The 23,701-nt window shown below is 73.1% G+C and carries 19 protein-coding genes; 12 read left to right on the top strand and 7 right to left on the bottom strand.

Going from position 1 to position 23,701, the window contains the following annotated elements; all coding sequences use genetic code 11:
* The first annotated feature begins 181 nt into the window (after positions 1 to 181).
* On the top strand, positions 182 to 904 hold the full coding sequence (locus tag GA0070616_RS20955; protein ID WP_091085812.1) for an LPXTG cell wall anchor domain-containing protein: 723 nt from the start codon (positions 182 to 184) through the stop codon (positions 902 to 904).
* 317 nt (positions 905 to 1,221) lie between these two features.
* Positions 1,222 to 2,790, top strand: a complete 1,569-nt coding sequence (locus GA0070616_RS20950) for an aldehyde dehydrogenase family protein (protein WP_091085809.1) — start codon at positions 1,222 to 1,224, stop codon at positions 2,788 to 2,790.
* Positions 2,791 to 3,017: 227 nt separating this feature from the next.
* On the opposite strand, the gene GA0070616_RS20945 is transcribed toward GA0070616_RS20950, so the two are convergent.
* Together GA0070616_RS20945 and GA0070616_RS20940 are read right to left on the bottom strand one after the other, a co-directional pair.
* Positions 3,018 to 4,079 (bottom strand): GNAT family N-acetyltransferase, encoded by a 1,062-nt coding sequence (locus GA0070616_RS20945; RefSeq protein WP_091085806.1) that lies wholly within the window; start codon positions 4,077 to 4,079, stop codon positions 3,018 to 3,020.
* 114 nt (positions 4,080 to 4,193) lie between these two features.
* On the bottom strand, positions 4,194 to 4,898 hold the full coding sequence (locus GA0070616_RS20940) for an ACT domain-containing protein (protein ID WP_091085803.1): 705 nt from the start codon (positions 4,896 to 4,898) through the stop codon (positions 4,194 to 4,196).
* 149 nt (positions 4,899 to 5,047) lie between these two features.
* Between GA0070616_RS20940 and GA0070616_RS20935 the strand changes: the two genes are divergently transcribed.
* Complete coding sequence (locus GA0070616_RS20935) at positions 5,048 to 6,145, top strand: phosphotransferase family protein (RefSeq protein ID WP_091085799.1); 1,098 nt, start codon at positions 5,048 to 5,050, stop codon at positions 6,143 to 6,145.
* Positions 6,145 to 7,365 carry an acyl-CoA dehydrogenase family protein gene (locus GA0070616_RS20930; RefSeq protein WP_091085796.1) on the top strand — a complete coding sequence of 407 codons (1,221 nt, stop codon included), beginning with the start codon at positions 6,145 to 6,147 and terminating at the stop codon, positions 7,363 to 7,365. The genes GA0070616_RS20935 and GA0070616_RS20930 overlap by 1 nt, the downstream gene beginning before the upstream one ends.
* Positions 7,366 to 7,543: 178 nt before the next feature.
* Here GA0070616_RS20930 and GA0070616_RS20925 read toward each other — a convergent pair whose 3' ends face one another.
* The 5 genes from GA0070616_RS20925 to GA0070616_RS20905 all read right to left on the bottom strand — a co-directional run bounded on the left by GA0070616_RS20925 (position 7,544) and on the right by GA0070616_RS20905 (position 13,324).
* Positions 7,544 to 8,590 carry a LacI family DNA-binding transcriptional regulator gene (locus GA0070616_RS20925; RefSeq protein WP_091085792.1) on the bottom strand — a complete coding sequence of 349 codons (1,047 nt, stop codon included), beginning with the start codon at positions 8,588 to 8,590 and terminating at the stop codon, positions 7,544 to 7,546.
* 81 nt (positions 8,591 to 8,671) lie between these two features.
* Positions 8,672 to 10,105, bottom strand: coding sequence for a GH1 family beta-glucosidase (locus GA0070616_RS20920; protein WP_091085788.1), 1,434 nt, complete (start codon positions 10,103 to 10,105; stop codon positions 8,672 to 8,674).
* Entirely contained in the window at positions 10,102 to 10,944 is an 843-nt protein-coding gene (locus tag GA0070616_RS20915) for a carbohydrate ABC transporter permease (RefSeq protein ID WP_091085784.1), read from the bottom strand. The genes GA0070616_RS20920 and GA0070616_RS20915 overlap by 4 nt, the downstream gene beginning before the upstream one ends.
* Positions 10,945 to 10,954: 10 nt before the next feature.
* On the bottom strand, positions 10,955 to 11,923 hold the full coding sequence (locus GA0070616_RS20910) for a carbohydrate ABC transporter permease (protein WP_091085782.1): 969 nt from the start codon (positions 11,921 to 11,923) through the stop codon (positions 10,955 to 10,957).
* 111 nt (positions 11,924 to 12,034) lie between these two features.
* Complete coding sequence (locus GA0070616_RS20905) at positions 12,035 to 13,324, bottom strand: ABC transporter substrate-binding protein (protein WP_091085779.1); 1,290 nt, start codon at positions 13,322 to 13,324, stop codon at positions 12,035 to 12,037.
* Between the two features lie 519 nt (positions 13,325 to 13,843).
* Between GA0070616_RS20905 and GA0070616_RS20900 the strand changes: the two genes are divergently transcribed.
* The 8 genes from GA0070616_RS20900 (at position 13,844) to GA0070616_RS20865 (ending at position 23,593) form a co-directional block, all read left to right on the top strand.
* Entirely contained in the window at positions 13,844 to 14,590 is a 747-nt protein-coding gene (locus GA0070616_RS20900; protein ID WP_091085776.1) for a pyrimidine reductase family protein, read from the top strand.
* Between the two features lie 179 nt (positions 14,591 to 14,769).
* Positions 14,770 to 16,524 (top strand): ATP-binding protein, encoded by a 1,755-nt coding sequence (locus GA0070616_RS20895; protein ID WP_091085772.1) that lies wholly within the window; start codon positions 14,770 to 14,772, stop codon positions 16,522 to 16,524.
* A gap of 53 nt (positions 16,525 to 16,577) precedes the next feature.
* Positions 16,578 to 17,726, top strand: coding sequence for an exonuclease SbcCD subunit D (locus GA0070616_RS20890; RefSeq protein ID WP_091085769.1), 1,149 nt, complete (start codon positions 16,578 to 16,580; stop codon positions 17,724 to 17,726).
* The gene (locus GA0070616_RS20885; RefSeq protein ID WP_091085766.1) at positions 17,726 to 20,200 is read left to right on the top strand and encodes an AAA family ATPase; all 2,475 of its coding nucleotides are present in this window, start codon (positions 17,726 to 17,728) and stop codon (positions 20,198 to 20,200) included. Before GA0070616_RS20890 ends, GA0070616_RS20885 begins: the two co-directional genes overlap by 1 nt.
* Positions 20,197 to 21,180 carry a hypothetical protein gene (locus GA0070616_RS20880; RefSeq protein ID WP_091085762.1) on the top strand — a complete coding sequence of 328 codons (984 nt, stop codon included), beginning with the start codon at positions 20,197 to 20,199 and terminating at the stop codon, positions 21,178 to 21,180. The genes GA0070616_RS20885 and GA0070616_RS20880 overlap by 4 nt, the downstream gene beginning before the upstream one ends.
* Positions 21,180 to 22,037 (top strand): spermidine synthase, encoded by an 858-nt coding sequence (locus GA0070616_RS20875; protein WP_091085759.1) that lies wholly within the window; start codon positions 21,180 to 21,182, stop codon positions 22,035 to 22,037. The genes GA0070616_RS20880 and GA0070616_RS20875 overlap by 1 nt, the downstream gene beginning before the upstream one ends.
* An 81-nt stretch (positions 22,038 to 22,118) precedes the next feature.
* Positions 22,119 to 22,811: a sigma-70 family RNA polymerase sigma factor gene (locus tag GA0070616_RS20870; RefSeq protein ID WP_091085756.1), complete on the top strand. Its 693-nt coding sequence runs from the start codon at positions 22,119 to 22,121 to the stop codon at positions 22,809 to 22,811.
* Positions 22,808 to 23,593 carry an anti-sigma factor family protein gene (locus GA0070616_RS20865; protein ID WP_091085753.1) on the top strand — a complete coding sequence of 262 codons (786 nt, stop codon included), beginning with the start codon at positions 22,808 to 22,810 and terminating at the stop codon, positions 23,591 to 23,593. Before GA0070616_RS20870 ends, GA0070616_RS20865 begins: the two co-directional genes overlap by 4 nt.
* Positions 23,594 to 23,701: the final 108 nt, after the last annotated feature.

Here is a 23,701-nt window from a genome sequence, read left to right as displayed (position 1 = left end):
GGTAGCGCCCAGGCCGAACCGCGCGTTACACCGACACGCCCGCCGACGGTGGACCGTCCACCCCCGTCGACGGGTCGGGCCGACCCGTCCGACCAGGTCAGGCCGTTCGTCCGAGATCAACGGAGCCGGCGCGGGTGCGAGCATGGGCCGTCCCCCCTCGACCAGCACCGGAGGAAAGCTCATGCCACAGCGTCGGCACGTGGCGCGCGCGGCCGTTTCCACCGCCGCCGCCACGGCGTGCCTCGCCCTCGCGACTCCCGCCTGGGCGGGCGGCGACGTTCCGCTCCACGCCGCCCACCGGGGCTCCACCGCGGCGGCCTTCCAGCAGGAGTGCGACGACGACCGGTTCGCCACGCGCCCCGACGACCACGACGGCTGGCACTTCGTCCTGCCGGGCGGCAATGCATCAGGCGGCTTCGAGTCCCTGACCCTGACCTTCAGCGACGGCGACGAGCAGGTCACCGTGACCGTGCCCGACTCCACCGACGCCTACCCGGATGCGCTGTACCCGGCCGGCAGGAACAGCGACCGCCTCATCCACGCCTACCTGTTCACCCCGGCGGGGTGGACGCTCGTCGACGGCACCGCCTCGGTCAGCGGCGCGGCCGACCGGTTCAACCTGAGCCACACGTGTGCCGGCGAGGGCACCCCGACGACCGCGACGCCGACCCCGTCGGAGTCGGTGTCGGCGTCACCGTCACCCTCGACCACCCCGGAGGCCACCCCGTCGGTCACCCCGTCGCCCAGCACCGGTGGCGGTGGCGGCGGGGACGACGACGGCGGGCTGCCGGTCACCGGCGCGGCCGCGACCACCATGGCCCTCGTCGGCGCGGGTCTGGTCGGCGGCGGCGCCGCCCTGGTGGCGGTGCGTCGCCGCCGCGACCGGGTCACCTTCACGAGCTGACACCCCACCACGACGACGGCCGCCGGACGAAGGTCCGGCGGCCGTCGTGCGCCCGGAAGCGGTCCACGACTCTACCGACGAGTAACATCGGGGCATTCATCACATCATCGATGCTTGCCAATGCGGGTGCGGTGATTCCGCAGGTGACAGCGGTCAGCGCGCAGCCGAAAGCTCACTCCACTGAGGACGTGGGCGCACTGTGCGTCCTGGCATACGAACGTACTGTTGCCGCCCCGATCGGCGACGGGTGACAGTACGGCCACGCCTGGCGGTGCCATCGACGCCGCCGCTCCCCCGGCCAACCTGAGGAGACCGCGATGGCTCTACGACTCGCCGACCACACCGCCTGGTCCGACACCCTCGCCCGGGCGGTGGCCGCCGCACCGGAGGCGTTCGCCGCCCCGGTCGACGGCGTCGCCACCCTGCACAACCTGGTCGAGGGCGACTGGCGGGCAGTGGGCACGCCCACCCCCGTACGCACTCCCGTCGACAACACCGTCCTGGTCAACCTGTCCCGACTGGACGCGCCAGCCGCCCGCGCCGCGGTCGCCCACGCCGCCGCCACCCACGCCACCTGGGCCGCCACCGGCCTCGCCGAACGCAAGGCCCGGGTCACCGACGCCCTGGACGCCCTCACCGCCCACCGCGACCTGCTCGCCCTGCTGCTCGTCTGGGAGATCGGCAAGCCGTGGCGGCTGGCCTGCGCCGACGTGGACCGGGCCCTCGACGGGGTGCGCTGGTATGTCGACGAGATCGACCGGATGCTCGCCGGCGGGCGGGAACCACTGCCCGGCCCGGTCAGCAACATCGCCTCCTGGAACTACCCGATGAGCGTGCTCGTGCACGCCGAGCTGGTGCAGTTGCTCGCCGGCAACGCCGTCATCGCCAAGACCCCCTCGCAGGGCGGCGCGGTCTGCCTCACCGTCGCGCACGCGCTGATGCACCGCGCCGGCCTGCCCGCCACCCTCGTCTCCGGAAGCGGCGAGGAACTGTCGGAGGTCCTCGTCCGCGCACCGGAGGTCGGGGCGGTGGCGTTCGTCGGCGGACGCTCCAACGGCGGCAAGGTGGCCGCCGCGCTGCTCGACTCGAACAAGCGGCACTTCATCGAGCAGGAGGGGCTCAACGCCTGGGGCATCTGGAACTTCTCCCAGTGGGACCTGCTGGCCACCCATCTGCGCAAGGGCTTCGAGTACGGCAAGCAGCGGTGCACCGCGTACCCACGGTTCGTGGTGCAACGGGACCTGGTCGACGAGTTCCTCGACATGTACCTGCCGGTGGTGCGCTCCGTCCGCCTCGGGCACCCCCTCGCCGTCGGCGACGACTGGTCGGCCGGTGACCCGCTGCCCGAGCTGGACTTCGGCCCCCTGATCAGCGCGGCCAAGGCCGAGGAACTGCGTCGCAAGGTCGAGGAGGCACTCCGGGACGGTGCGGTGCCACTGCACCGGGGCAAGCTCGACGGGGTGCCCTTCCTCGACGGGCAGGACACCTCCGCCTACGTGGCCCCGTCGGTGCTGCTCGCCCCGCCCGGCCGGTCCCGGCTCATGCACGCCGAACCGTTCGGCCCGGTCGACACGATCGTCGTGGTGGACACCACCGACGAGTTGCTGGCCCAGATGAACGCCTCCAACGGCGCCCTGGTCGCCTCGCTGGCCTGCGACGACACCGACGAGGCCGAGAAGCTCGCGGTCGACCTCCAGGCGTTCAAGGTCGGCATCAACCGGCCCCGTTCGCGGGGCGACCGGGAGGAGCCGTTCGGCGGTCGGGGCGCCTCGTGGAAGGGCGCATTCGTCGGCGGCGACCTGCTGGTGCAGGCGGTCACGGTGGGCGACGGCGACGACCGGTTGTACGGCAACTTCCCCGACCGCAGCAGCTACCCCGCCACCTGAGTCGTCCGGCGCGGGAGGTCCCGCCCCCCAGCCCTGGTCCCCCCGCGCCGGACATGGGCAGGGCCCCCGAACCGGGGGCCCTGCCGTTCCACCGTCCTCCGCACCGGAGGTCGGCCGTCTCGTCGGCCGCACAGGTGGCGGCCCCTTCCCTGGCGCGGGTGGCGGGCCGCCCGCTCGCACACCGGGCTCGGCGGCGGTCGTTCCGTGCCCGCCGCGGCCCGCGCCGCTCAGCGCGGTCGGGGAACCTCCGCGGGCACGCCGGTGGCCAGCGGCACCGTCAACGTCAGCAGGCCGCCGTCACGGTCGGCCACCATCGGACGTGACAACCGCCGCAGGGTCCGCAGCATCGGCGCGTTGTCGGCCTGCACGTGCAGCACCAGGGCCACGAACCCGACCGACTCGGCGTGCCGGACCAACCGGTTGAGCAACGCCGACCCCACCCCCCGGCGCTGCCAGTCGTCGCGCACCAGCAGCGCCACCTCGGCCTCGTCGCCCTCGCCCAGCAGGTTCGCCATCGCCACCACCGACTCCGGTGTGCCGGCGGCACCGACGGTCGTCGCCACCAGCGTCACCCCACGCGTCGGCTCCAGCAGCCGGCGCAGCCGGGCCGGCTGCGGCAGGCTGGCCCCACCCAGGTAGCGACGGTGCCGGCTCCGCGCCGAACAGCTCTCGTGCAGCTCCGCCGCGCCCGCCAGGTCGTCGGCGGTGGCCGGGCGCACGGCCAGGTCCGCGCCGTCGGGCAGGACCACGGTGACCTGGTCGGCGGAGCGGCGCGCGACGGCACCCGCCAGTTCCACCAGCGCCTGCGCGCGGGCGTACTCGGCCGGGGTGAAGCTGGGCTGCGCCCGGCGCAGCTCGTACGACCCGCCGTGCGGGTCGGCGACCAGCATCGTGGTGTCCCCGATCCCGGCCCGGGAGCACGCCGGGGCGGGCCGCCACGTCACCTCCTGCGCGCCGAGCAGGGCCCGCAGCGCCTCCCCGGTGCCGTCCGGGTCCCGGACCAGCCGGGCGGCCAGGCCGAGTACCCGGGTGGGCTGGTCGACCAGGCCCCGCGCCTCGCTGCGCGCCACCCAGCAGTCGCGGCCCCGCCCGCGCTCCACGGCCGCGACGAGATCCGCCTCGTCGAGGGTGTCCGGGGCGTCGACGAGGAAGTCGTCGACCGCGCCCCGTTCGGTGGTGTGCACCTGCACGGTCAGGATGTTGACCCCGCGCAACGCGAGACTCGCCGTGAGTACCGACAGGTAGCCCGGTCGGTCGTCCACGGTGGCTCTGATCCGCCACAGCGTCATGGCTCGCTCCCTTCCCCGGTAGTACCCTCGTCGGTGGCTGTTGCGGCCCGGTTGCCCCACCGTGACGGCAAGGGTTCGACCACTGCGGCCTGCGTCACCACCGCTGGCCGCGGGTCAGGGGTTCGCGGTCACCGACGGCCCGCCGACCAGGTCGAGCCGATCACCGAGGATCACCGCGCTGGCCCGGACGAGCTGCGCCAGCCGGTCCACCTCGGTGGAGTGGAACGCGGCCGGGGCGAGGGTCTCGCCGTGCCCGCGGGCCACCACCAGGACCAGCCCGGCCCGGCCGAACGGCGCGACGGCGAAGTGACCGCCGTCGGGAGCGGTCATCGCCCGGGCCCGCAGGGGGGTCACCTCCGGCAGCCGCGGCGGTACGGGCGCCCGCCAGCTCGCGTGCCCCACCGTCGCCCCGCCGGTCGCGCCGGTGCGGGAGGCCCAGTCCACCGGCACGACGGCGGCGACCGCCCAGTCGGCCGCGAGCAGGCCGGGCACCGCGTCGACCAGCGTGGCCACCCCGTCGACCGGGTTCCCGGCGATCTGGGCCAGCAACTCGGCGTCCTGCCCCGTGGTGGTGGGCGCGCCGATCGCCCGCCACACCCCGTCGACGCGTACCCCCGGAATGGCCGCCAGGCCCGCCAGCAGCCGCTCCACGCGGGCCGCGCCCGGCCACACGACCGTGAAGTCGTCGACCGCCCGCCCGCCGAGCCGTTCGAGGACCACCACCTGGACGATGTCCGCGCCCGACACACCCAGGGTGCGGGCGACCTGGCCGAGCGTGCCCGGCCGGTCCGGCAGGGTGACCCGAACGCGCAGCAACATGATGAACCCCTCCGCTCGGCGGGCCGGCGTGACGGCCGGCAGGCTGGGCCCCAGCCTGCCCCGTGACCATTTCGTCCCTGTTGCAGCGGCATGTCCCCGGCGGAAAACCTGACCTTGACAATGCGGTTGAGCTGCCATCAACTAGTCGGATGACCGATCCGGCCGACGACCCGCTCCGGCCGGAGACCCCGGCCACCCCCGCCCACCCCGGCCGCGGGCCCGCCGGCCTTGATCTCGACCGGCTCGCGACCTACCTGGCGTCGTCGCGCCCCGGGCTGGTCACCGGGCCGCTGCGCGCCCGGCTGATCGCCGGCGGCAAGTCCAACCTGACCTACCTGCTCGACACCGGCGGGCAGCAGGTCGTGCTGCGCCGCCCACCGCTGGGGCACGTGCTCGCCACCGCCCACGACATGGCCCGCGAGTTCCGGGTGATCTCCGCTCTGGCGCCGACCGGGGTTCCCGTGCCGGAGGCGCTGCTGCTCTGCACCGACACCGACGTCGTGGGCGCGCCGTTCTACCTGATGGAACGGGTGCCCGGCGAGGTGTTCCGCAGCCGCGCCCAGACCGACCCGCTGACCGCCGGCCAGCGCCGGGACCTGGCGATGGCGATGATGGACACCCTCGCCGCCCTGCACGCCGTCGAGCCCGCCTCGGTGGGGCTCGCCGACTTCGGCCGACCCGACGGTTACCTCGCCCGGCAGGTCCGCCGGTGGGCGGGCCAACTCGACCGCTCCCGCAGCCGACCCGTGCCGGGCATCGACGAGCTCCGCGACCGACTCGCCGCCACCGCACCCGAGGGGGCCAACGCGGGGCGCATCGTGCACGGCGACTACCGGCTCGACAACGTCCTCGCCACGGTGGAGCCGGTGACCGTGCGGGCGGTGCTCGACTGGGAGATGGCCACCCTCGGCGACCCCCTGGCCGACCTGGGGCTGCTGCTGACCTACTGGGACGTGCTCGGTGACAGCGACACCGCCGCCGACAACCCGGTCGCCGACGGGCTCGGTCCACGCGCCGGCTTCCCCACCGGCACCGAACTGATCGACCGGTACGCCGGCCGCAGCGACGTCGACGTCGGCCCGCTGCACTGGCACGTCGCGCTGGGTTGCTTCAAACTGGCCGTGATCTGCGAGGGCATCCACTACCGGCACACCCTCGGGCAGACCCTCGGCGAGGGCTTCGACCGGATCGGTGAGATGGTGACGCCGCTGGTGGATCACGGGCTGACCGCTGTGAGGGAGAACTGATGGAATTCGCGTACGACGCCCGCACCGAGCAGCTGCGCGGTGAGCTGACCGAGTTCCTCGAACAGCACGTGCTGCCCGCCGAGGCCGTCCACGCCGAGCAGGTGGCCGCCGCCGGTGACCCGTGGGCCCGTCCGCCGGTGCTGGCGGAGCTGAAGGCCGAGGCCCGACGGCGCGGCCTGTGGAACCTCTTCCTGCCCGACCCGCGTTTCGGTGCCGGGCTGACCAACCTCCAGTACGCCCCTCTCGCGGAGCTGACCGGCCGCAGCCCGCACCTCGCGCCCGAGGCGGTCAACTGCGCCGCCCCCGACACGGGCAACATGGAGCTGCTGGCCGAGTTCGGCTCGCCGCAGCAGCGGCAGCGGTGGCTCACCCCGCTGCTGGAGGGGGAGATCCGCTCCGCGTTCTGCATGACCGAGCCGGAGGTCGCTTCCTCGGACGCCACCAACATCGCCACCCGGATCACCCGCGACGGCGACCAGTACGTGGTCAACGGCCGCAAGTGGTGGTCGTCGGGGGCGATGGACCCGGCGTGCGAGATCTTCATCGTGATGGGCAAGACCGATCCGGACGCCGACCGGCACAAGCAGCAGAGCATGATCCTGGTCCCCCGGGACACGCCGGGCGTCACCGTGCGGCGGGGCCTGCACGTGTTCGGCTACAGCGACGGCCCGCACGGCGGCCACGCCGAGATCGACTTCACCGACGTCCGGGTGCCGGCCGACAACCTGATCGGCGCCGAGGGCACCGGCTTCGCGATCGCCCAGGCCCGGCTCGGCCCCGGCCGGATCCACCACTGCATGCGCCTGGTCGGCATGGCCGAGCGGGCTCTGGAGTTGCTCTGCCGCCGCGTGCTGGACCGCGTGGCGTTCGGTCGGCCGCTCGCCGAGCAGGGGGTGGTCCGCGAGTGGATCGCCGAGTCGCGGGTCCGCATCGAGCAGGCCCGGCTGCTGGTGCTCAAGACCGCCTGGCTGATGGACACCGTCGGCAATAAGGGCGCGCACGCCGAGATCCAGGCCATCAAGATCGCCACCCCGGCGATGGCGGAGTGGGTGATCGACAAGGCCATCCAGGCGTACGGCGGGGCCGGCGTCAGCCAGGACACCCCGCTCGCCGCCCTGTGGGCCCAGGCCCGCACCCTGCGCCTGGCCGACGGTCCCGACGAGGTCCACCGCGCCTCGCTGGCCAAGCGCGAACTGCGCCGCTGGTCCACCACCACCTGACGACGCCCACCCCGGACACCCGGAACGCGGGTGATCCACTCGACGTGCGGCAAGGTGGGGTGTTTGGCGGCCGGGATACCGCGACATGCCGCAACACGCGCCGGCAGAGCGCGAAGGCAGGACAGAGCGCGTAGGCAGGGCAGAGCGCGGCGGCAGAGCACGCCGGCAGGGCGGTTGGTCAGGCGGAGGCGCGCTGCACCAGCTGGGTGTCGAGGACGACGTACGGGGCCAGTAGTTCCTCTCCCCGGATGCGGGCCACCAGCAGCCGGGCCATCTGCCGGCCCATCTCCTCGACCGGCTGGAACACGCTGGTCAGCGGCGGTTCGGTCTGCCGGGCCACCGGGGCGTCGTCGAAGCCGATCACCGCGACGTCCTGGGGCACCCGCCGGCCGGACTCGCGCAGCGTCCGCAGCGCGCCGAAGGCCATCAGGTCGGACGCCACGAACACCGCGTCGAGGTCGGGGCAGACCTCCAGCAGCCGGCGCATCGCCGCCGCGCCGCTGCCCTCGCTGAAGTCGCCGTACGCGATCAGGTCGGGGTTCACGCCGAACCCGGCGGTCCGCACCGCCTCCCGGTAACCGGACAGTCGGGCCAGGCCGGCGCCCATGTCCTGCGGGCCGGCGATGGTCGCGATCCGGTGCCGCCCCCGGTCGGCCAGGTATTCCACGGCCTGCCGCGCACCGCCGGCGTTGTCGACGTCGACGAACCAGGCGGGCCGGGCGTCGGGGTGCAGCATGCGCGCCGGCCGACCGCCGAGCACGGTGGGCAGGCCGCGTTCCTCCAGCAGGGTGGGCAGCGGATCGGCGTCGTGCAGGGACAGCAGCAGCACGCCGTCGACGTGCTGGTTGGTGAGATGGTGCTCGACCCGTTCCCGCTCCACCGGCGACTGCGCCATGGCCAGCCACAGCTGCATGGGCGTCTCCACCAGGGCCGAGGAGATCCCGCGGACGATGCCCGCGAAGAACGGCTCGGTGAAGATCCGGTCACCGGACTCGGAGACCACCAGGGCCACCGAGTCGGTCCGCTGGGTCACCAGCGCCCGGGCGGCCCGGTTCGGCACGTACCCCAGCTCGGCGATGGCCTGCTGCACCGCGGCGCGGGCCTCGGGGCTCACCTGGGGAGAGCCGTTGACCACGCGGGAGACCGTCCCGCGGCCGACCCCGGCCCGGGCAGCGACCGCGTCGAGGGTCGGGCGCCCGAGCGACCGGGTGCGCTGCGTTGTCATCGTGTGCTCCTCCGACGTCGGGCGGACCGGCACCGACGGTGGGTGTCGGTGCCGGGCCGCCCGTTACTGGCTGGCCCTCGCCTATTGTGCGGCCAGACCGTTGCGTCGGATCACCTCGGCGTACCACCTGGCGCTGGACTTGGGGATGCGGATCTGGCTGTCGTAGTCGACGTAGATCATGCCGAATCGCTTCGTGTAACCCCAGGCCCACTCGAAATTATCCATGAGCGACCAGGCGAAGTAGCCCCGCAGGGGCACGCCCGCCTGGATCGCCTCGTGCGAGGCGCGCAGGTGGGCGTCGAAGTACGCCAGCCGGTCGACGTCGTCGACCTGCCCGTCGACGACCTCGTCGACGAAGGCCGAGCCGTTCTCGGTGACGTACAGGGGCAGGTCGGTGTACTCCTCGTGCACCCGGCGCAGCGTCTCGACCAGGCCCGGGGCGTCGATCTCCCAGTTCATGTCGGTGACGGGGACCCCCCGGGTGACGAACCGGACGTCCCCGCTGCCGGGCCAGCACGACGGCGACCGCCAGTACGGCTCCGGATCCGCGTCGGGCAGCGGCGCGGCCACCACGTGCCGGCTGTAGTAGTTGACCCCGACCAGGTCCAGCGGGGTGGCGATGGTCGCCAGGTCGCCGTCCTGGACGTGGTCGAAGTCGGTGACCGTGGACAGGTCGGCGACGAGGTCGGCCGGGTACTCCCCGCGCAGGATCGGGTCGAGGAAGAACCGGTTGGCCAGCCCGTCGATGCGCCGGGCCGCGTCGGCGTCGGCCGGCGAGTCGGAGGCCGGCGTGACCGGGTACAGGTTGACGGTCACCCCGATCTCGGCGTTCGGCCGGGCCGCGCGCAGCGCCTGCACGGCCAGGCCGTGACCGAGCATCAGGTGGTGTCCGGCGCGCACCGCGTCGGCCCCGTCGGAACGGCCCGGGGCGTGCACCCCGGAGCCGTAGCCGAGGAACGCCGAGCACCACGGCTCGTTGAGCGTGGTCCAGTAGTGCACCCGGTCGCCGAGGGCGTCCACGACGAGCTGGGCGTAGTCGGCGAACCGGGCGGCGGTGTCACGGGCGGGCCAGCCGCCGGCGTCCTCCAGCGGCTGGGGCAGGTCCCAGTGGTAGAGGGTGAGCCACGGCTCGATGCCGTGGGCCAGCAGGTCGTCGACCAGGCGGCGGTAGAAGTCCAGGCCCTCGGTGTTGGGCCGGCCCGACCCGCCGGGCTGCACCCGCGGCCAGGACACCGAGAAGCGGTACGACTTCAGGCCCAGGTCGGCCATCAGCCGGACGTCGTCGCCGACCCGGTGGTAGTGGTCGCAGGCCACGTCGCCGGTGTGCCCGCCCACGGTGCGGCCCTCGGTGTGGCTGAAGGTGTCCCAGATCGACGGGGTACGACCGCCCACCGCCGCCGCGCCCTCGATCTGGTACGCCGCTGTCGCGGCACCCCAGAGGAAGCCGGGCGGGAACGTCAGGGGCGCACGCTCGTCGAGGACGCCCACGGCGGGCGGGCTGCTGGGGTTGCTCACGACTTGACTGCACCTTCCATGATCCCGCCGATGATCTGGCGGCCGAACAGGAGAAAGACGAGCACCAACGGGATTGTCCCGACCGCCGTGGCGGCGAAGACCTGGGAGTAGTCGGTGTAGTACGCGTACGACAGGAACGAGAGCGACACCTGGAGGGTCGGGTTCTCCGGGGAGAGGATCGCGTACGGCCAGAGGAACGAGTTCCAGGTCTCCATGAAGGTCAGCAGACCCAGCACGCCCGCCGCCGGACGCAGCGCGGGCAGCACGATGTTCCAGTAGATCCGGAAGGTGCTGGCACCGTCGACGCGCCCGGCCTCGATCAGCTCGTCCGAGATCGCCTGGCTGGCGTACTGCCGCATCATGAACACGCCGAAGGCGCTGACCAGGAACGGCACCGTCACCGCGTAGAGGGTGTCGTACCAGTTGAGGTCCTGCATCATGCCCCAGAGCGGGATGAGGCCCATCTGGGTCGGGATCATCATGGTGATGACGATCGCCAGCAGCAGGATGTTGCGGCCCCGGAAGCGCAGCTTCGCGAAGGCGAAACCCGCCAGCGAGCCGGTGAGCACCACCGACACGGTGACCACCGAGGACACGATGATCGAGTTCATCAGGCCCTTGAGGAAGTTGGCCGCGTCGTTGTCGAGCACCCGGCCGAAGTTGTCGCCGAACGCGCCACCGGGGGTCATCGGCGGTGGCACGTCGTTGATGGAGTCAAGGCTGCGGGTGCCGATGACCACCATGTAGTAGAAGGGATAGATCGACAGCAGCGCCGCCAGGACGAGCGCCACGTAGGTCAGCGGACTGGTGCGCCACAGGCGCCGGGAAGCCGAGATCACCGATCTCTCCTTACTTGGCCGTGCGGCGGACGAGAAGGAAGTTGATCAGCGACACCAGCACGATGATCATGAAGATCGCCCAGGCGACGGCGGCTCCGTAACCCGCGGTGTTCAGGTTCGTGATGCCCTTCTCGTACATGTACATGGCCAGCGTCTGGAACTCCCGCTGGTTGCCGCCGATGATGTTGCCGTTGCCGAAGAGCAGGGGCTCGGTGAACAGTTGCATGCCGCCGATCGTGGAGAGGATGACCACGAAGATGAAGGTGGGCTTGAGCATGGGCAGGGTGATCTGCCAGAACTGCCGCCACTGGCTCGCCCCGTCGATCGCGGCCGCCTCGTACAGGTCCTTCGGGATGGCCTGCATGCCGGCGAGCAGGATCAGGGTGTTGTAACCGGTCCACCGCCAGTTGACCATGGTGGCGATCGCGGTCCAGGAACTCCACCGGTTGCCGTCCCAGTCGATCTGGTCGACACCGACGAAGCTGAGCAGCCAGTTGAACAGGCCGAACTCCCGCTGGAACAGCATGCCGAAGACGATCGCGACCGCGGCCACCGAGACCACGTTCGGGACGAAGATGGCCATCCGGAAGAAGGTCTTGGCGCGCAGGAAGGTGCGGTTGAGCAGGTTCGCCAGGAACAGCGCCAGCAGCAGCTGCGGGATGGTCGACAGGGCGAACATGCCGAACGTGTTGACCAGCGCGTTCCAGAAGTACTCGTCGGAGGCCAACTCGGTGTAGTTGTCGAGTCCGATGAACGTGTGGTCGCCGATCATGTCCCAGTCGTGCAGCGACATCCACGCGGTGCGCAGCATCGGGTACAACCCGAACGCGCCGAAGATCAGGAAGAACGGCGCGATGTAGAGGTACGGCGAGTACTTGAGGTCGAGGCGGTTGAGGAGATACCCCCGGCGACGTCGAGGGGTGACGTCGGGGGGTGGTGGTGCTGGCGACGGCGGCGCCGTCGTGGCCGACAGGCTCATGGGACATTCCTTTCCCGGCGAGGCCCGGGGGCCCTCGCGCGGGTGCTACGCGGAGGGGGGACCGACCGGTGGCGTCCGGGTCATCCCCGAACGCCACCGGAAGGGAATCACTCAGAAAGCACCCTGAGTCTGTGCGTCCTTCGTGAACTGCTCCCAGGCCTCGTCCTTGCTGGCCTGCCCGTTCTCGAACGCCCGCAGTGCCGGCTCGAGCGCGTTCTCCTTGACCGCCTGGTGCTTCGGGCCCAGGTGAATCGGCTCGATCTTGCTGACGCTCTCACCGAAGATCTTGCCGGTCGGCGCGTTGCTGAAGTACTCGTTGGTGTAGCTGAGGAACGCCTCGTTCTTCAGCGCCTCCAGGTTGGTGGGCAGCGGGCCCTTGGCCTTGAAGGCCTCGATCTGGCTGGTGGCGCTGGTCAGGAACTCGGCGAGCTTCGCCGCCTCCTTCTGGTACTTGCTCTGCGCCGGCACGGCCAGCCAGGAGCCGCCCCAGTTGCCGCCGCCACCCGGCATGGCCGCCACGTCCCACTTGCCCTTGTTGGCCTCGCCGGAGTTCTCCGCGACGATGCCCAGCATCCAGGACGGGCAGAAGGTCGCCGCGAAGGTGCCCTGCTTGAAACCGCCCGACCACTCCGGCGACCAGGTGGACGCCTTGGCCGAGATGTCCACCATCGAGGTCGCGGTGTCCCACGCGGCCTTCACCGCGGGGCTGGAGTCCGCGATGATGTTGTTCTCCTTGTCGTAGAACAGGTCGCTGCCCTGCTGGAACAGCATGCCGTTGGAGACGGCGGTGATCGAGTCGATGAACGCCTTGCCGCCGCTGCCCTGCTTGTACTTGCGGCCGGTCTCGTGGAAGCCGTTCCAGTCCGCCCAGAGCGCCGACACCTGCTCCCGGTCGCTGGGCAGGCCGGCGGCCTCGAACAGGTCCTTGCGGTAGCAGACGGCGAGGCTGCCGACGTCGGTCGGCAGGCCGACGAGCCGGCCGTCCGGCGCCTTGCCGAGCTCCCACTTCCAGGGCAGGTAGTCGTTGGAGTGGTCGGCGATCAGCGGGCTGAGGTCCGTCCAGTTGCGCGGGTTCGCCTTGAACTCGTTGAGGATGCCCTCTTCGAGCGCGGTCACGTCGGCCGCGCCCTTGCCGGTGGCGAGGTAGCGGACCAGCTTGGGCCGGTACTCGCCGAGCTGTGCGGTCTTGCGCAGCTCGACCTTGATGCCGGTCTGCTGCTCGTACTGCTTGACGAGCTCGTCGTAGCCGAACTCGCCGAAGGTGTCGACGACCAGCTTGGCGGGCTTCTCGCCGTCGGCCGGCGCGTCGTCGTCGTTGCCACAGGCCGCAAGACCGCTGACAGCGGTGATCGCGGCCAGGGTGGCAGCCGCCATGCGGGTACGCCGCGTGGGGAGGCTCATCCTGACCCTCTTTCGGTGTGAGGCTGGTGGGTGGTTGTGGTGGGGGGTGCCGCAGCGTCTACCGGCGCCGGGCCGGAGGGCCCGGTGTCGGCTCCCGGGCCCCCGGAGTGATCCGGGTCATGCCTGGGAACGCTCCCATGAGATTGCCGGCGAGTGTCGGGGGTGTCAATAGGCCTCTGGGAGCGTTCCCAGATCGTTACCGCGAGAGCGTTAACCCGTGACGTGGCCTGGGAATAGCGCCGCCCGAGCGGGCCGACGCCGACCGACGCCGGCAACAGCCGCTCGCGCGCGGCTCGCCGACGCCCCGCGGTGGGGTCCGGCCCGCCCGCCGCCCGAGCGGGTCGGGTGGCTCATTTCCCGGTCGGCGGTGCTGCCCCGTCCCTGCTCGGCATAGGCTGCGAGCATGATCTGCCGAGCGTGCCGGGCGAGGCGGCACGACGACTGCCCGGGCCGGACCTGGTGCGACTGCCAGCACCGCACCCCCCGCCCCACCCCTCCGGTCACCGGTCCGGCCGGCGAATGACCGCCGAAACTCCGATCACGGCCCTGTGGCCGACACCGTCGCCGCACCCCCTGGACGACGCCGCGCTGACCGCCCGCTACGGCCGGGCGGACCGCCCCCACCTGCGGGTCAACTTCGTCACCAGCGTCGACGGCGCGGTCAGCGTGGACGGCTACTCCGCCGGCCTGTCGGGTCAGCCGGACAAGCGGGTCTTCGGCCTGCTGCGGATGCTCTGCGACGCCCTGGTCGTGGCCGCCGGCACCCTACGCCACGAGGGCTACCGGGCGGTACGCCTGGACGAACGACGCCGCGCCTGGCGGCGTGATCACGGGTTGGCCGAGGTTCCCACCCTGGTGGTCGTCTCGGGCTCCCTCGACCTCGACCCGGCGCAGGCCGCGTTCGCCGACGCGCCGGTACGCCCCGTCGTGCTCACCCGGGCCGACACCCCGGCCCCGTCCGGCCTGGCCGAGGTCGCCGACGTGGTGCGCTGCGGCGACGGGGCGGTCGACCTGGCCGCCGGTCTCGCCCGGCTGCGCGAGCGGGGACACGACCAGCTGCTGTGCGAGGGCGGGCCGCGACTGTTCGGCGCACTCACCGCCGCCGACCTGGTCGACGAGGTCTGCCTGACGGTGGCCCCGCTGCTGGCCGGGGCGGGGCCGGGTCGGATCACCGCGGGCGGGGCGAGCCCGGTACGCCACCTGCCGCTGCGGCACGTGCTCGCCGCCGCCGACGGCATGCTGATGCTGCGCTACGCCCGCGCGTGACGGTACGGCGACTGTCCGGAACGGGATGACCGGGAAAGCGTGGCGTCCGCCGCGTCGCGTGGCAACCTGTCGTACTCCTCGGGCAGGATGCAGGGCGTGCCCGCCCACCCCACCGACCGCCGCGCTGCGCGAGACCTCCGGGTCGGTGCGGGTCGCCACCTACCGACCGGAGTTGCCCGATGACCGACGACGGTTTCGACGGCCCGGCCGAGAGTGTCGGCCGGGTGCTGGGCACCGCCGACGCCACGCCGTTGCAGTTCTGGACGGCGGTGTCCCCCGACAGCTATCTCCAACTCGACGACGTGGTGGTGACCCGCCGGGAACTACCCGACCGGGAGCCGGTGACCATCGCCGGCGTGGTCACCCAGGTGCGGGCGCGACACGAGGGCGCCCAGTTCGACTCCGACGTGTTCGCCATCGCCGACGGCACCCTGCCCGCCCAGGTGCAGGAGGCTGCCGAGATCACCACCACCCGGGTCGACCCGGAGTTCTACGTGCCGCCGCAGCCGGGTGCGGCGGTGTACCGGGCGCAGGGCGACGCGCGGGCGCGGGCGCTGCACTTCGACCGGATGGAGCGGCGCATCCCGATGGGCATGGGCCGCGACGGGGTGCCGGTCTACCTCAACGCCGACTTCCTCGACGGCAGCCGGGGCGCACACGTGTCGATCTCCGGCATCTCCGGCGTGGCCACCAAGACCAGCTTCGCCACCTTCCTGCTCTACTCGGTGTTCCGCTCCGGGGTGCTGGGCGGCGACGCGGTCAACGCCAAGGCGCTGATCTTCAACGTCAAGGGTGAGGATCTGCTGTTCCTCGACCACCCCAACGCCCGGCTCGACGACGCCACCCGGGCGTCGTACGCGAAGCTCGGGCTGACCGCCGGGGCGTTCCCCGACGTGCGGGTCTACGCCCCGCCCCGGGTCGGCGACTCCTCCGGCACGCCCGACGTGAGCAGTCGGTTGACGGGGGTGGACAGCTTCTACTGGACCCTGTCGGAGTTCTGCGCCGACCGCCTGCTGCCCTACGTGTTCGCCGACGCCGACGACGAACGCCAGCAGTACACGATGGTGGTGCACTCGGTCGCCGCCCACCTGGCCCGCTACGCGCAGCCCGCCGACGGCGGGGTGAGCATCGACGGGGTGCGCCTCGGCACCTACGCCGACCTGGTCGACCACGTCGTCGAGCAGCTCAACGACGACGAGACCCGCGGCGAGTGGGCCGGCAGCGCGGTGGGTCTGGGCACGGTCAACGCGTTCGCCCGTCGGCTGATCGGCAGCAAGAAGGACCTGGGCCGACTGATCCGGGGCGACCTGGCCACCCGCCGTCCACACTCGATCAACACCGCCGAGAGCGCCCAGGTGACCGTGGTCGACCTGCACAACCTGCCCGACCGGGCGCAGCGCTTCGTGGTCGGCGTGACGCTCAAGAGCGAGTTCGAACGCAAGGAGAAGGCCGGCACGGCCAAGCCGCTGCTGTTCGTCGTCCTCGACGAGCTGAACAAGTACGCCCCACGCGAGGGTTCCTCCCCCATCAAGGAGGTGCTGCTCGACATCGCGGAGCGGGGCCGCTCGCTGGGCGTCATCCTGGTCGGCGCGCAGCAGACCGCCAGCGAGGTGGAGCGGCGCATCGTCACCAACTCGGCGATCCGGGTGGTCGGCCGCCTCGACCCGGCCGAGGCGTCCCGCCCGGAGTACGGCTTCCTGCCGCCCGCGCAACGGCAGCGTGCCCTGCTGGCCAAGCCGGGCACCATGTTCGTCAACCAGCCCGACATCCCCGTCCCGCTCTGTCTGGAGTTCCCCTTCCCCGCCTGGGCGACCCGGGTGTCCGAGGCCGGTGCCGCCCCGTCGGGCACGCTGCGCTCGATCACCCAGTCCGCCGACCCGTTCGCGGTGGTGGGCTCCGGCGGCGGAGCGACCGACGACGACATCCCGTTCTAGGGGCCGTTGGTGGGGCTCAGCAGCCCCGCGGCGGCCCGAGGAGGACGACGACCGTGAAGATCCTGCACACGTCCGACTGGCACGTGGGCAAGGTGCTCAAGGGCCGGTCCCGGGCCGACGAGCACAAGGCGGTGCTGGCCGGGGTGATCGACGTCGCCCGCGCCGAGCGGCCCGACCTGGTCGTCGTGGCCGGCGACCTGTACGACACGGCCGCGCCGACGCCGGAGGCGACCCGGCTGGTGACCCGGGCGCTGACGGCGCTGCGCCGCACCGGCGCGGACGTGGTCGCCATCGGCGGCAACCACGACAACGGTCAGGCCCTCGACGCGCTGCGCCCGTGGGCCGAGGCGGCGGGGATCACCCTGCGCGGCAGCGTCCGGGAGGATCCGGTCGAGCACGTGATCGACGGCACGACGGCCGGCGGGGAACGGTGGCGGCTGGCCGCGCTGCCGTTCCTGTCCCAGCGGTACGCGGTCCGCGCGGTGGAGATGTACGAGCTGACCGCCGCGGAGACCACCCAGACGTACGCCGACCACCTCGGCCGGGTGCTCGCCCGGCTGACCGAGGGGTTCGACGAGCCCGACCGGGTGCACCTGGTCACCGCCCACCTGACCGTGGTCGGGGCGAGCACCGGCGGTGGCGAGCGGGACGCGCACACCGTGCTCGGGTACGCCGTCCCGGCGACGGTCTTCCCGGGCACCGCCCACTACGTCGCACTGGGCCACCTGCACCGGGCGCAGCGGGTGCAGGGGCCCTGCCCGATCCGCTACAGCGGGGCGCCGCTGGCGGTCGACTTCGGCGAGCAGGAGAACGTGCCGTCGGTGACGCTGGTGGAGGTCACGGCGACGACGGCGGCGCAGGTGCGCGAGGTGCCGGTGACGGCGGCGACGGCGCTGCGCACGGTGCGGGGCACCCTCGCCCAGCTCGCGGCGGTCACCCCACCGGAGGGCTGGCTGCGGGTGTACGTGCGCGAGCAGCCCCGCGCCGGGCTGCGTGAGGAGGTGCAGGAGCTGCTCCCCGGGGCGTTGGAGATCCGCATCGACCCGGAGCTGGTGCCCGCGCCGGGCAGCGGCACCCGGGTGGCGCAGCGGGCCGGCCGCTCGCCACGGGAGCTGTTCGCCGACTACCTGGGCAGCCGGGGCCACGCCGACGACGGCGTGCGGGAGCTCTTCGACGAGCTGTTCGAGGAGGTCGAGCGCTGATGCGGCCGATGCGGCTGGACATGGCGGGATTCACCGTCTTCCGCGACGAGACCACGGTCGACTTCACCGACGCCGACTTCTTCGCCCTGGTCGGCCCGACGGGTTCGGGCAAGTCGACGGTGCTGGACGCGATCTGCTTCGCCCTCTACGGCACGGTGCCCCGCTGGGGCGGGGCCCGGGGGCTGTCCAATGCGCTCGCGCCGTCGGCCACGGAGGCCCGGGTGCGGCTGGTGTTCGAGTCGGCCGGGGACCGGTACGTGGCGACCCGGGTGGTGCGCCGCGACTCCCGGGGCAACGTCAAGACCGCCAACGCGGGCCTGCAACTGATGCCGGCCGGGTTCGACGTGACCAAGCTCGACACGGGGCTGAGCCCGGACGACCTGGGCGAGGTGGTCGCGGGCACCCCGGCGGAGATGGACGCCGCGGTGCTGGCGGCCGTGGGCCTGCCGTACGAGCAGTTCACCAGCTGCGTGGTGCTGCCGCAGGGGCAGTTCGCCGACTTCCTGCACGCCAAGCCGGCCACCCGGCAGCAGATCCTGGTCAACCTGCTCGGGCTGGGCGTCTACGAGGAGGTGCAGAAGCGGGCGACCGCGCGGGCCGCGCAGGCGGAGGCGAAGCTGGAGGCCGTCGACCAGGTGCTCGCCGGGCTGGCCGACGCCGACGACGCGGCGTTGGCGGAGGCCGCCGGGCAGGTCGACCGGCTGCGCGGGCTGGCGGCGGCGGTGACGGCCGCCGAGCCGGAACTGGAGGCGGCGCGCACGGCCGCCCGGGAGGCCGCCGGCGCACTGGAGGCCCTGGACGCCGACCTGGCGGTGCTGGCCGGGGTGCGTGCCCCGGCGGGGGTCGCCGAGGTGGCCCGGGCGGTGGCCGAGGCACGGGAGGCGGCCGACGAGGCGGCGGCCACGGTCGTGTCGGCCGAGGAGCGGGAGGAGAAGCTCCGCGGCGAGCTGGCCTCGGCCGGCGACGAAAGCGCCGCACGGCTGTTGCTGCGCGCGTACTCCGATCGGGAACGGTTGGCCGCCGAGGCCGGCACGGTCCGTGCGGCGGCCGACACGGCGCAGACCGAACACGGCGTGGCGGTCGCGGCCCTGGCGCAGGCCCGGGCGGCGGCCGAGGCGGCGGAGACGGAGCTGGCGGCGGCCTTCCAGGTCCACGAGGAGGCCAGGGCCGCCGACCAGGCGGTGGCGTTGCGGACGCACCTGACCGCCGGTGAGCCCTGCCCGGTCTGCGAGCAGCCCGTGGCGCGGGTGCCGGCGATGCCGGCCGACTCGAAGGTGGCCGCCGCCGTGGCGGCGGGCCGCACCGCGCGGGCGGCGGTGGAGGCGGCGAACGCGGTGGTGCGCGAACGTGACGCCGCCGCGCGGGACCTCGAACGGGTCCTGGTGCGGGCCCGGACCCGGCAGGAGCAGGTGGACGCCCGGCTGGCCGAACTGGACGCGCAGCTCGCCGACGCCGCCGCCCCGGAGGCGCTGCGCCGTGACCTCGACGAGCATGACCGGTTGCGTCGGGTCCTGGAGGAGTCGGCGGCGGCGGTGCGGGCCGGCCGGGAGGCGGCCCGCCGGGCCCGCAGCGCCCGCGACGCCGCGCAGGAGCGGCTGCGGGCGACCTGGCGCGGCTTCGACGCCACCCGCGACACCCTGGCCCGCTTCGGCCCGCCGGCGGCGGACCGGGAGGACGTGGCGGCGGCCTGGGCGACGCTGGTCGGCTGGGCGGAGGCGGAGGCGGGTCGCCGGCACGCCGACCGGGTCCGCCGCGCCGCCGCGGTCGCCGAGGCCGAGGCGGCGGCCACCGCCGTGCGGGAGCGGGTCGCGGCCCTGTTCACCGGGGCCGGCCTGCCGGCTCCCGACGATCCGGTTCGCGCCGTCGCCGTCGCCGGGGAGCGGGCCGAGGCGGAGCTGCGCCATCTGGAGCAGCGTCGTGAGCAGGCGGCGGGGCTGCGCGGGCAGCGCGCGGAGCACGAGCGGGCCGCCCAGGTCGCCCGGGCCCTGGCGGGGCACCTGCGGGCCAACAACTTCGAGCGGTGGCTGCTGGCGGAGGCGCTGGACCTGCTGGTCGACGGCGCGTCGCGGATCCTGCGGGAGCTGTCGGGCGAACAGTACGACCTGGTGCACGACAAGGGCGAGTTCTTCGTGGTCGACCACCATGACGCGGGTCTGCGCCGGGGGGTGCGCACGCTGTCCGGCGGCGAGACGTTCCAGGCGTCGCTGGCGCTGGCCCTGGCGCTGTCGGAACAGTTGGCGGGCCTGTCCACCACGGCGGCGAGCCTGGAGTCCATCGTGCTCGACGAGGGCTTCGGCACCCTGGACGTGGCCACTCTCGACACGGTGGCCGCCACGCTGGAGAACCTGGCGGCCCGGGGCGACCGGATGGTCGGCGTGGTCACCCACGTGCCGGCGCTGGCCGAACGTATCCCGGTGCGGTTCGAGGTGCACAAGGACGCCCGGTCGGCGCGCGTCGAGCGGACGGGCCGGTGACCCGGCCGGCGGGCGGCGGGCAGGACGCGGCGCGGTTCTTCGTCGACGCCTGGGATCCGGCGTACGGGGCGTCGTTCGAGGCGTCCGCCGCCGGGCCGGCCGCACCCAGCAGTGCGCAGGTCGACGCCGACGTGGAGTGTCCCGCGGTCGACTGGCGGGCCGTCGGGCCGAAGGCGGGCGTCCGCGCCCCCGACGTGGTGCTGCTGGTCGACGGGGTACGCCGGATCGACGCCAGCGTGTGGACGGCCGAGGACGACGGGGGTTCGTTCCCCGGGCTGGCCGCCTCGTACGCGGCCGGGGTGGTGCGCTGCGACCTGGAGCGGGGCGCGGCGGGGCTGGCCGGCGCGAAGGTGGGCCGGGGCCTGTTCACCGCGAGCCCGTCGGCGGCGGACGTGGTGGCCGGTTCGGTGCGCTACCCGGTGCACCGGGTGGGCGGCACGGGTGAGCTGGCGAAGTTGCCCGCCGCCGTGCAGGGACCGCTGACCGCGTTGGAGGTGGAGGTCTCCGGCGCGGCCCGCTGCGACGGCGACCTGCTGGTGGTGGACGGGCCGCTGCGCAACCGGCGGCAGTTGCCGCGCACCCTCGGCTACATCAAGACCCAGCACAGCCAGTATCTGGACGCGCGGCTGACGGCCGTGGTGACGGGTCTCGCCGCCGGTGAACGGTCGCCGGTGTTCCGGCTGGGCACGGCGTGGGGCGGCTGGTCGTGGTATCTGCGGTTGCCGGTGGCCGCCGGGGCGCCCTGGGCGGGCATCGTCCGGCTGGAGTGCTCCGCCGAGCTGCCGGTGGAGGATGCGGTGGCGTTGGCCGACCTGTCGCAGGTGACGTTGCCGAGGTTCGCCTCCTCTCCCTACAAGGACCCGCGCGCCCCGCAGAACCTCGTGCCGATCGCCGGGTTGGAGCGGCGGCTGCGGGCGCTGCTCGGCGACGTGCGGCTGCTGCACCGGGCGTTGGCCACCGCCGCCCGGTCCCGCGGCTGATGGGGCGGCGGCGCGGCGCGGACCGGGTGACCGCGCAGGTCGACACCGGCGTGGCGGAGCTGGTGCCCGATCCTGACCGGCCGGGCTCGTGGACGCTGCTGCTCGACGGCGTGCCGCAGTCCCACGTGGACCTCGACGACCCCACCCACCTGGAGTTCGAGTACGTGCGCCGGTTCGCCGCCGCCGTCGACCTGGTCGCTGCCGCCGGGGTACCGCTGCGGATGCTGCATCTGGGCGGCGGGGCGCTGACCCTGCCCCGTTACGTCGCGGCCACCCGGCCGGGCTCCACCCAGCGGGTGTGCGAGGTGGACGGCGCCCTGGTCGACCTGGTGCGCCGGGAGCTGCCGTGGCGGCCCGACCCACGGTTGAAGGTGCGGGTGGCCGATGCGCGGGCGGTGCTGGAGTCCACCCCGGACGCCAGCGTCGACGTGGTGGTCGCGGACGTCTTCTCCGGTGGTCGCACCCCGGCCCACCTGACGTCGGTCGAGTTCGCCACGCACGTGGCGCGGGTGCTGCGGCCGGCCGGCTGGTACCTGGCGAACGTGGCAGACGGGCCGCCGCTGCGCCACGCCCGTGGTCAGGTCTCCACCGTACGCCGGGTGTTGCCCCGGGCCTGCCTGGTCGCCGACGCGGCGGTGCTGCGCGGGCGCCGGCACGGGAATCTGGTGCTGGTCGCGGGCCGGGGCGAGCCACCGGTGGCGGAGCTGACCCGGCGGGCGGCCGGCGACTGGTTTCCCGGTCGGGTGCTGGCCGGGGCGGAACTCGACCGCTTCGAAGGTGGCGCTCCCGTGGTGCACGACGGGGACGCCACCGGCTCCCCTCCCCCGCCGTCAGGGACTTTTTCCGTGCGCCGTTGATCCGTTCGCGCCGCCCGTGCGTATCCAGGGGCGGCCATGCCCTTGGGGGGACAGGGCTCGATCGGACACCCGGAGGTCTGCATGCATGCGGTGGCGGCCGGCTGGCACGGCGACAGGGTCCGCCCGGACTGGATGTCCGCGCGTTCCCAGTCGCGGCCGACCACGTCTGCCCGCGGGGTCGACTCCCGCACGGCGGCTCGCCAGAATGGCCCGGTGACGCCTCGACCGGCACCCGGACGCCATCAGGCGGCGTCCACCGAGGCCGCCCACTCCGATCAACTGGTCCGTCAGCTCTACGCCGAACACGCCGGCCCGCTGCTGATGTTCGTCATGCGGCTGACCGGCGGGGACCGGCAGCGGGCCGAGGACATCGTCCAGGAGACGCTGCTGCGGGCCTGGCGCAACGCCCACCGGCTGGGGGCGCAGGGCCAGGGTTCGCTGCGGCCGTGGCTGGTCACGGTGGCCCGGCGGATCGCGATCGACGAGCACCGTAGCGAGCAGGCCCGGCCGGCGGAGACCTACGACCGCGACCTGACCCTGTTCCCGGAGTCCGACAGCACCGACAAGGTGCTGCGCACGATGACGGTGGCGGACGCACTGCGTACGCTGAGTCATTCCCACCGGGAGATCCTGGTGGCGACGTACTTCCGGGGAAGGACGGTGCCGGAGGCGGCCGAGGAACTGGGGCTGCCGCTCGGGACGGCCAAGTCCCGCGTCTACTACGCGCTGCGCGCGCTGCGCACAGCTCTGCAGGAAAGGGGGGTGACGGAATGAGCCGGGTCGACCACATGGACGTCGCCGCATACGCGCTCGGCGTCCTGGACGAGCAGGACACGGAACGGTTCGAGGAACACCTCGCTTCGTGCTGGGCGTGTGCCGCCGAACTGGAGACGATGGTGCCGGTCGTCGGGCTGCTGTCGGACATCGACGGCGAGTCGATGGCGGCGATGGAGCAGACGCGCACGGATCCCCTGCTGCTGGACCGGACGCTGGTGGCGGTCCGGGCGCACCGACGGCGTAACCGGGTCCGGCAGTTGTTCGCGACGGCCGCCGCCGTGGTGGTGTTCGGTGCGGTGACGGGGATCGGGTTCGCCAACGTGGTCGGTGGCGACGGGTCGCCGACCGTGGTCGCCGAGCCGTCCACGGGTGCGTCGGTGGGTGAGCCGACCGTGGTGCGGTCCAGCGACCCGGGTGATCCGAACGTCGGTGGCCCCTTCGAGCAGGAGGGCGAGAAGAAGAACGTCACCGACCCGAGCACGGGCGTGCAGGCGACGTTCTGGCTGGTCAGCAAGGACTTCGGCACCCGTGCGGACTTCAACCTGGCCCGGTTGCCCGGGCCCCGGGTGTGTCAGCTGGTGGTGGTGCGGACCAACGGTTCCACCGAGATCGTCTCCACCTGGCTGGTGCCCGAGCAGGGGTACGGCACGACGGAGAACCCGCAGCCGTTGCAGCTGTCCGGCTCCACGGCGACACCGCTGGACGACATCCGGCACTTCCAGGTGCAGTCGGTGGACCGTGACGGGGTGGCGAGCCCGTTGGTGACCATTCCCGCCTGACCCTCGACGACAGGTCGGCCCCGGTTTCGCAATGACCGGTGCCGATCTGTCGTCGTATCCGCGTTCCGTGCGGAGAAAGCATTCCATGCGTACGTGCGGAACGCCGTT

This window comes from Micromonospora nigra, from assembly GCF_900091585.1.
In the GTDB taxonomy this organism is placed as follows: Bacteria; Actinomycetota; Actinomycetes; order Mycobacteriales; family Micromonosporaceae; genus Micromonospora; species Micromonospora nigra.
Note: the sequence above shows the minus strand (reverse complement) of the source record. Positions and strands in the feature narration are given on the sequence as shown.

What these genes read in the sequence shown, in the direction of transcription:
- GA0070616_RS20940 (WP_091085803.1), bottom strand. Translation starts at nt 4,898, where the DNA reads ATGTTGCTGCGCGTTCGGGTCACCCTGCCGGACCGGCCGGGCACGCTC.
- GA0070616_RS20955 (WP_091085812.1), top strand. Translation starts at nt 182, where the DNA reads ATGCCACAGCGTCGGCACGTGGCGCGCGCGGCCGTTTCCACCGCCGCC.
- GA0070616_RS20935 (WP_091085799.1), top strand. Translation starts at nt 5,048, where the DNA reads ATGACCGATCCGGCCGACGACCCGCTCCGGCCGGAGACCCCGGCCACC.
- GA0070616_RS20945 (WP_091085806.1), bottom strand. Translation starts at nt 4,079, where the DNA reads ATGACGCTGTGGCGGATCAGAGCCACCGTGGACGACCGACCGGGCTAC.
- GA0070616_RS20870 (WP_091085756.1), top strand. Translation starts at nt 22,119, where the DNA reads ATGCATGCGGTGGCGGCCGGCTGGCACGGCGACAGGGTCCGCCCGGAC.
- GA0070616_RS20930 (WP_091085796.1), top strand. Translation starts at nt 6,145, where the DNA reads ATGGAATTCGCGTACGACGCCCGCACCGAGCAGCTGCGCGGTGAGCTG.
- GA0070616_RS20865 (WP_091085753.1), top strand. Translation starts at nt 22,808, where the DNA reads ATGAGCCGGGTCGACCACATGGACGTCGCCGCATACGCGCTCGGCGTC.
- GA0070616_RS20900 (WP_091085776.1), top strand. Translation starts at nt 13,844, where the DNA reads ATGACCGCCGAAACTCCGATCACGGCCCTGTGGCCGACACCGTCGCCG.
- GA0070616_RS20925 (WP_091085792.1), bottom strand. Translation starts at nt 8,590, where the DNA reads ATGACAACGCAGCGCACCCGGTCGCTCGGGCGCCCGACCCTCGACGCG.
- GA0070616_RS20910 (WP_091085782.1), bottom strand. Translation starts at nt 11,923, where the DNA reads ATGAGCCTGTCGGCCACGACGGCGCCGCCGTCGCCAGCACCACCACCC.
- GA0070616_RS20950 (WP_091085809.1), top strand. Translation starts at nt 1,222, where the DNA reads ATGGCTCTACGACTCGCCGACCACACCGCCTGGTCCGACACCCTCGCC.
- GA0070616_RS20885 (WP_091085766.1), top strand. Translation starts at nt 17,726, where the DNA reads ATGCGGCCGATGCGGCTGGACATGGCGGGATTCACCGTCTTCCGCGAC.
- GA0070616_RS20875 (WP_091085759.1), top strand. Translation starts at nt 21,180, where the DNA reads ATGGGGCGGCGGCGCGGCGCGGACCGGGTGACCGCGCAGGTCGACACC.
- GA0070616_RS20905 (WP_091085779.1), bottom strand. Translation starts at nt 13,324, where the DNA reads ATGAGCCTCCCCACGCGGCGTACCCGCATGGCGGCTGCCACCCTGGCC.
- GA0070616_RS20895 (WP_091085772.1), top strand. Translation starts at nt 14,770, where the DNA reads ATGACCGACGACGGTTTCGACGGCCCGGCCGAGAGTGTCGGCCGGGTG.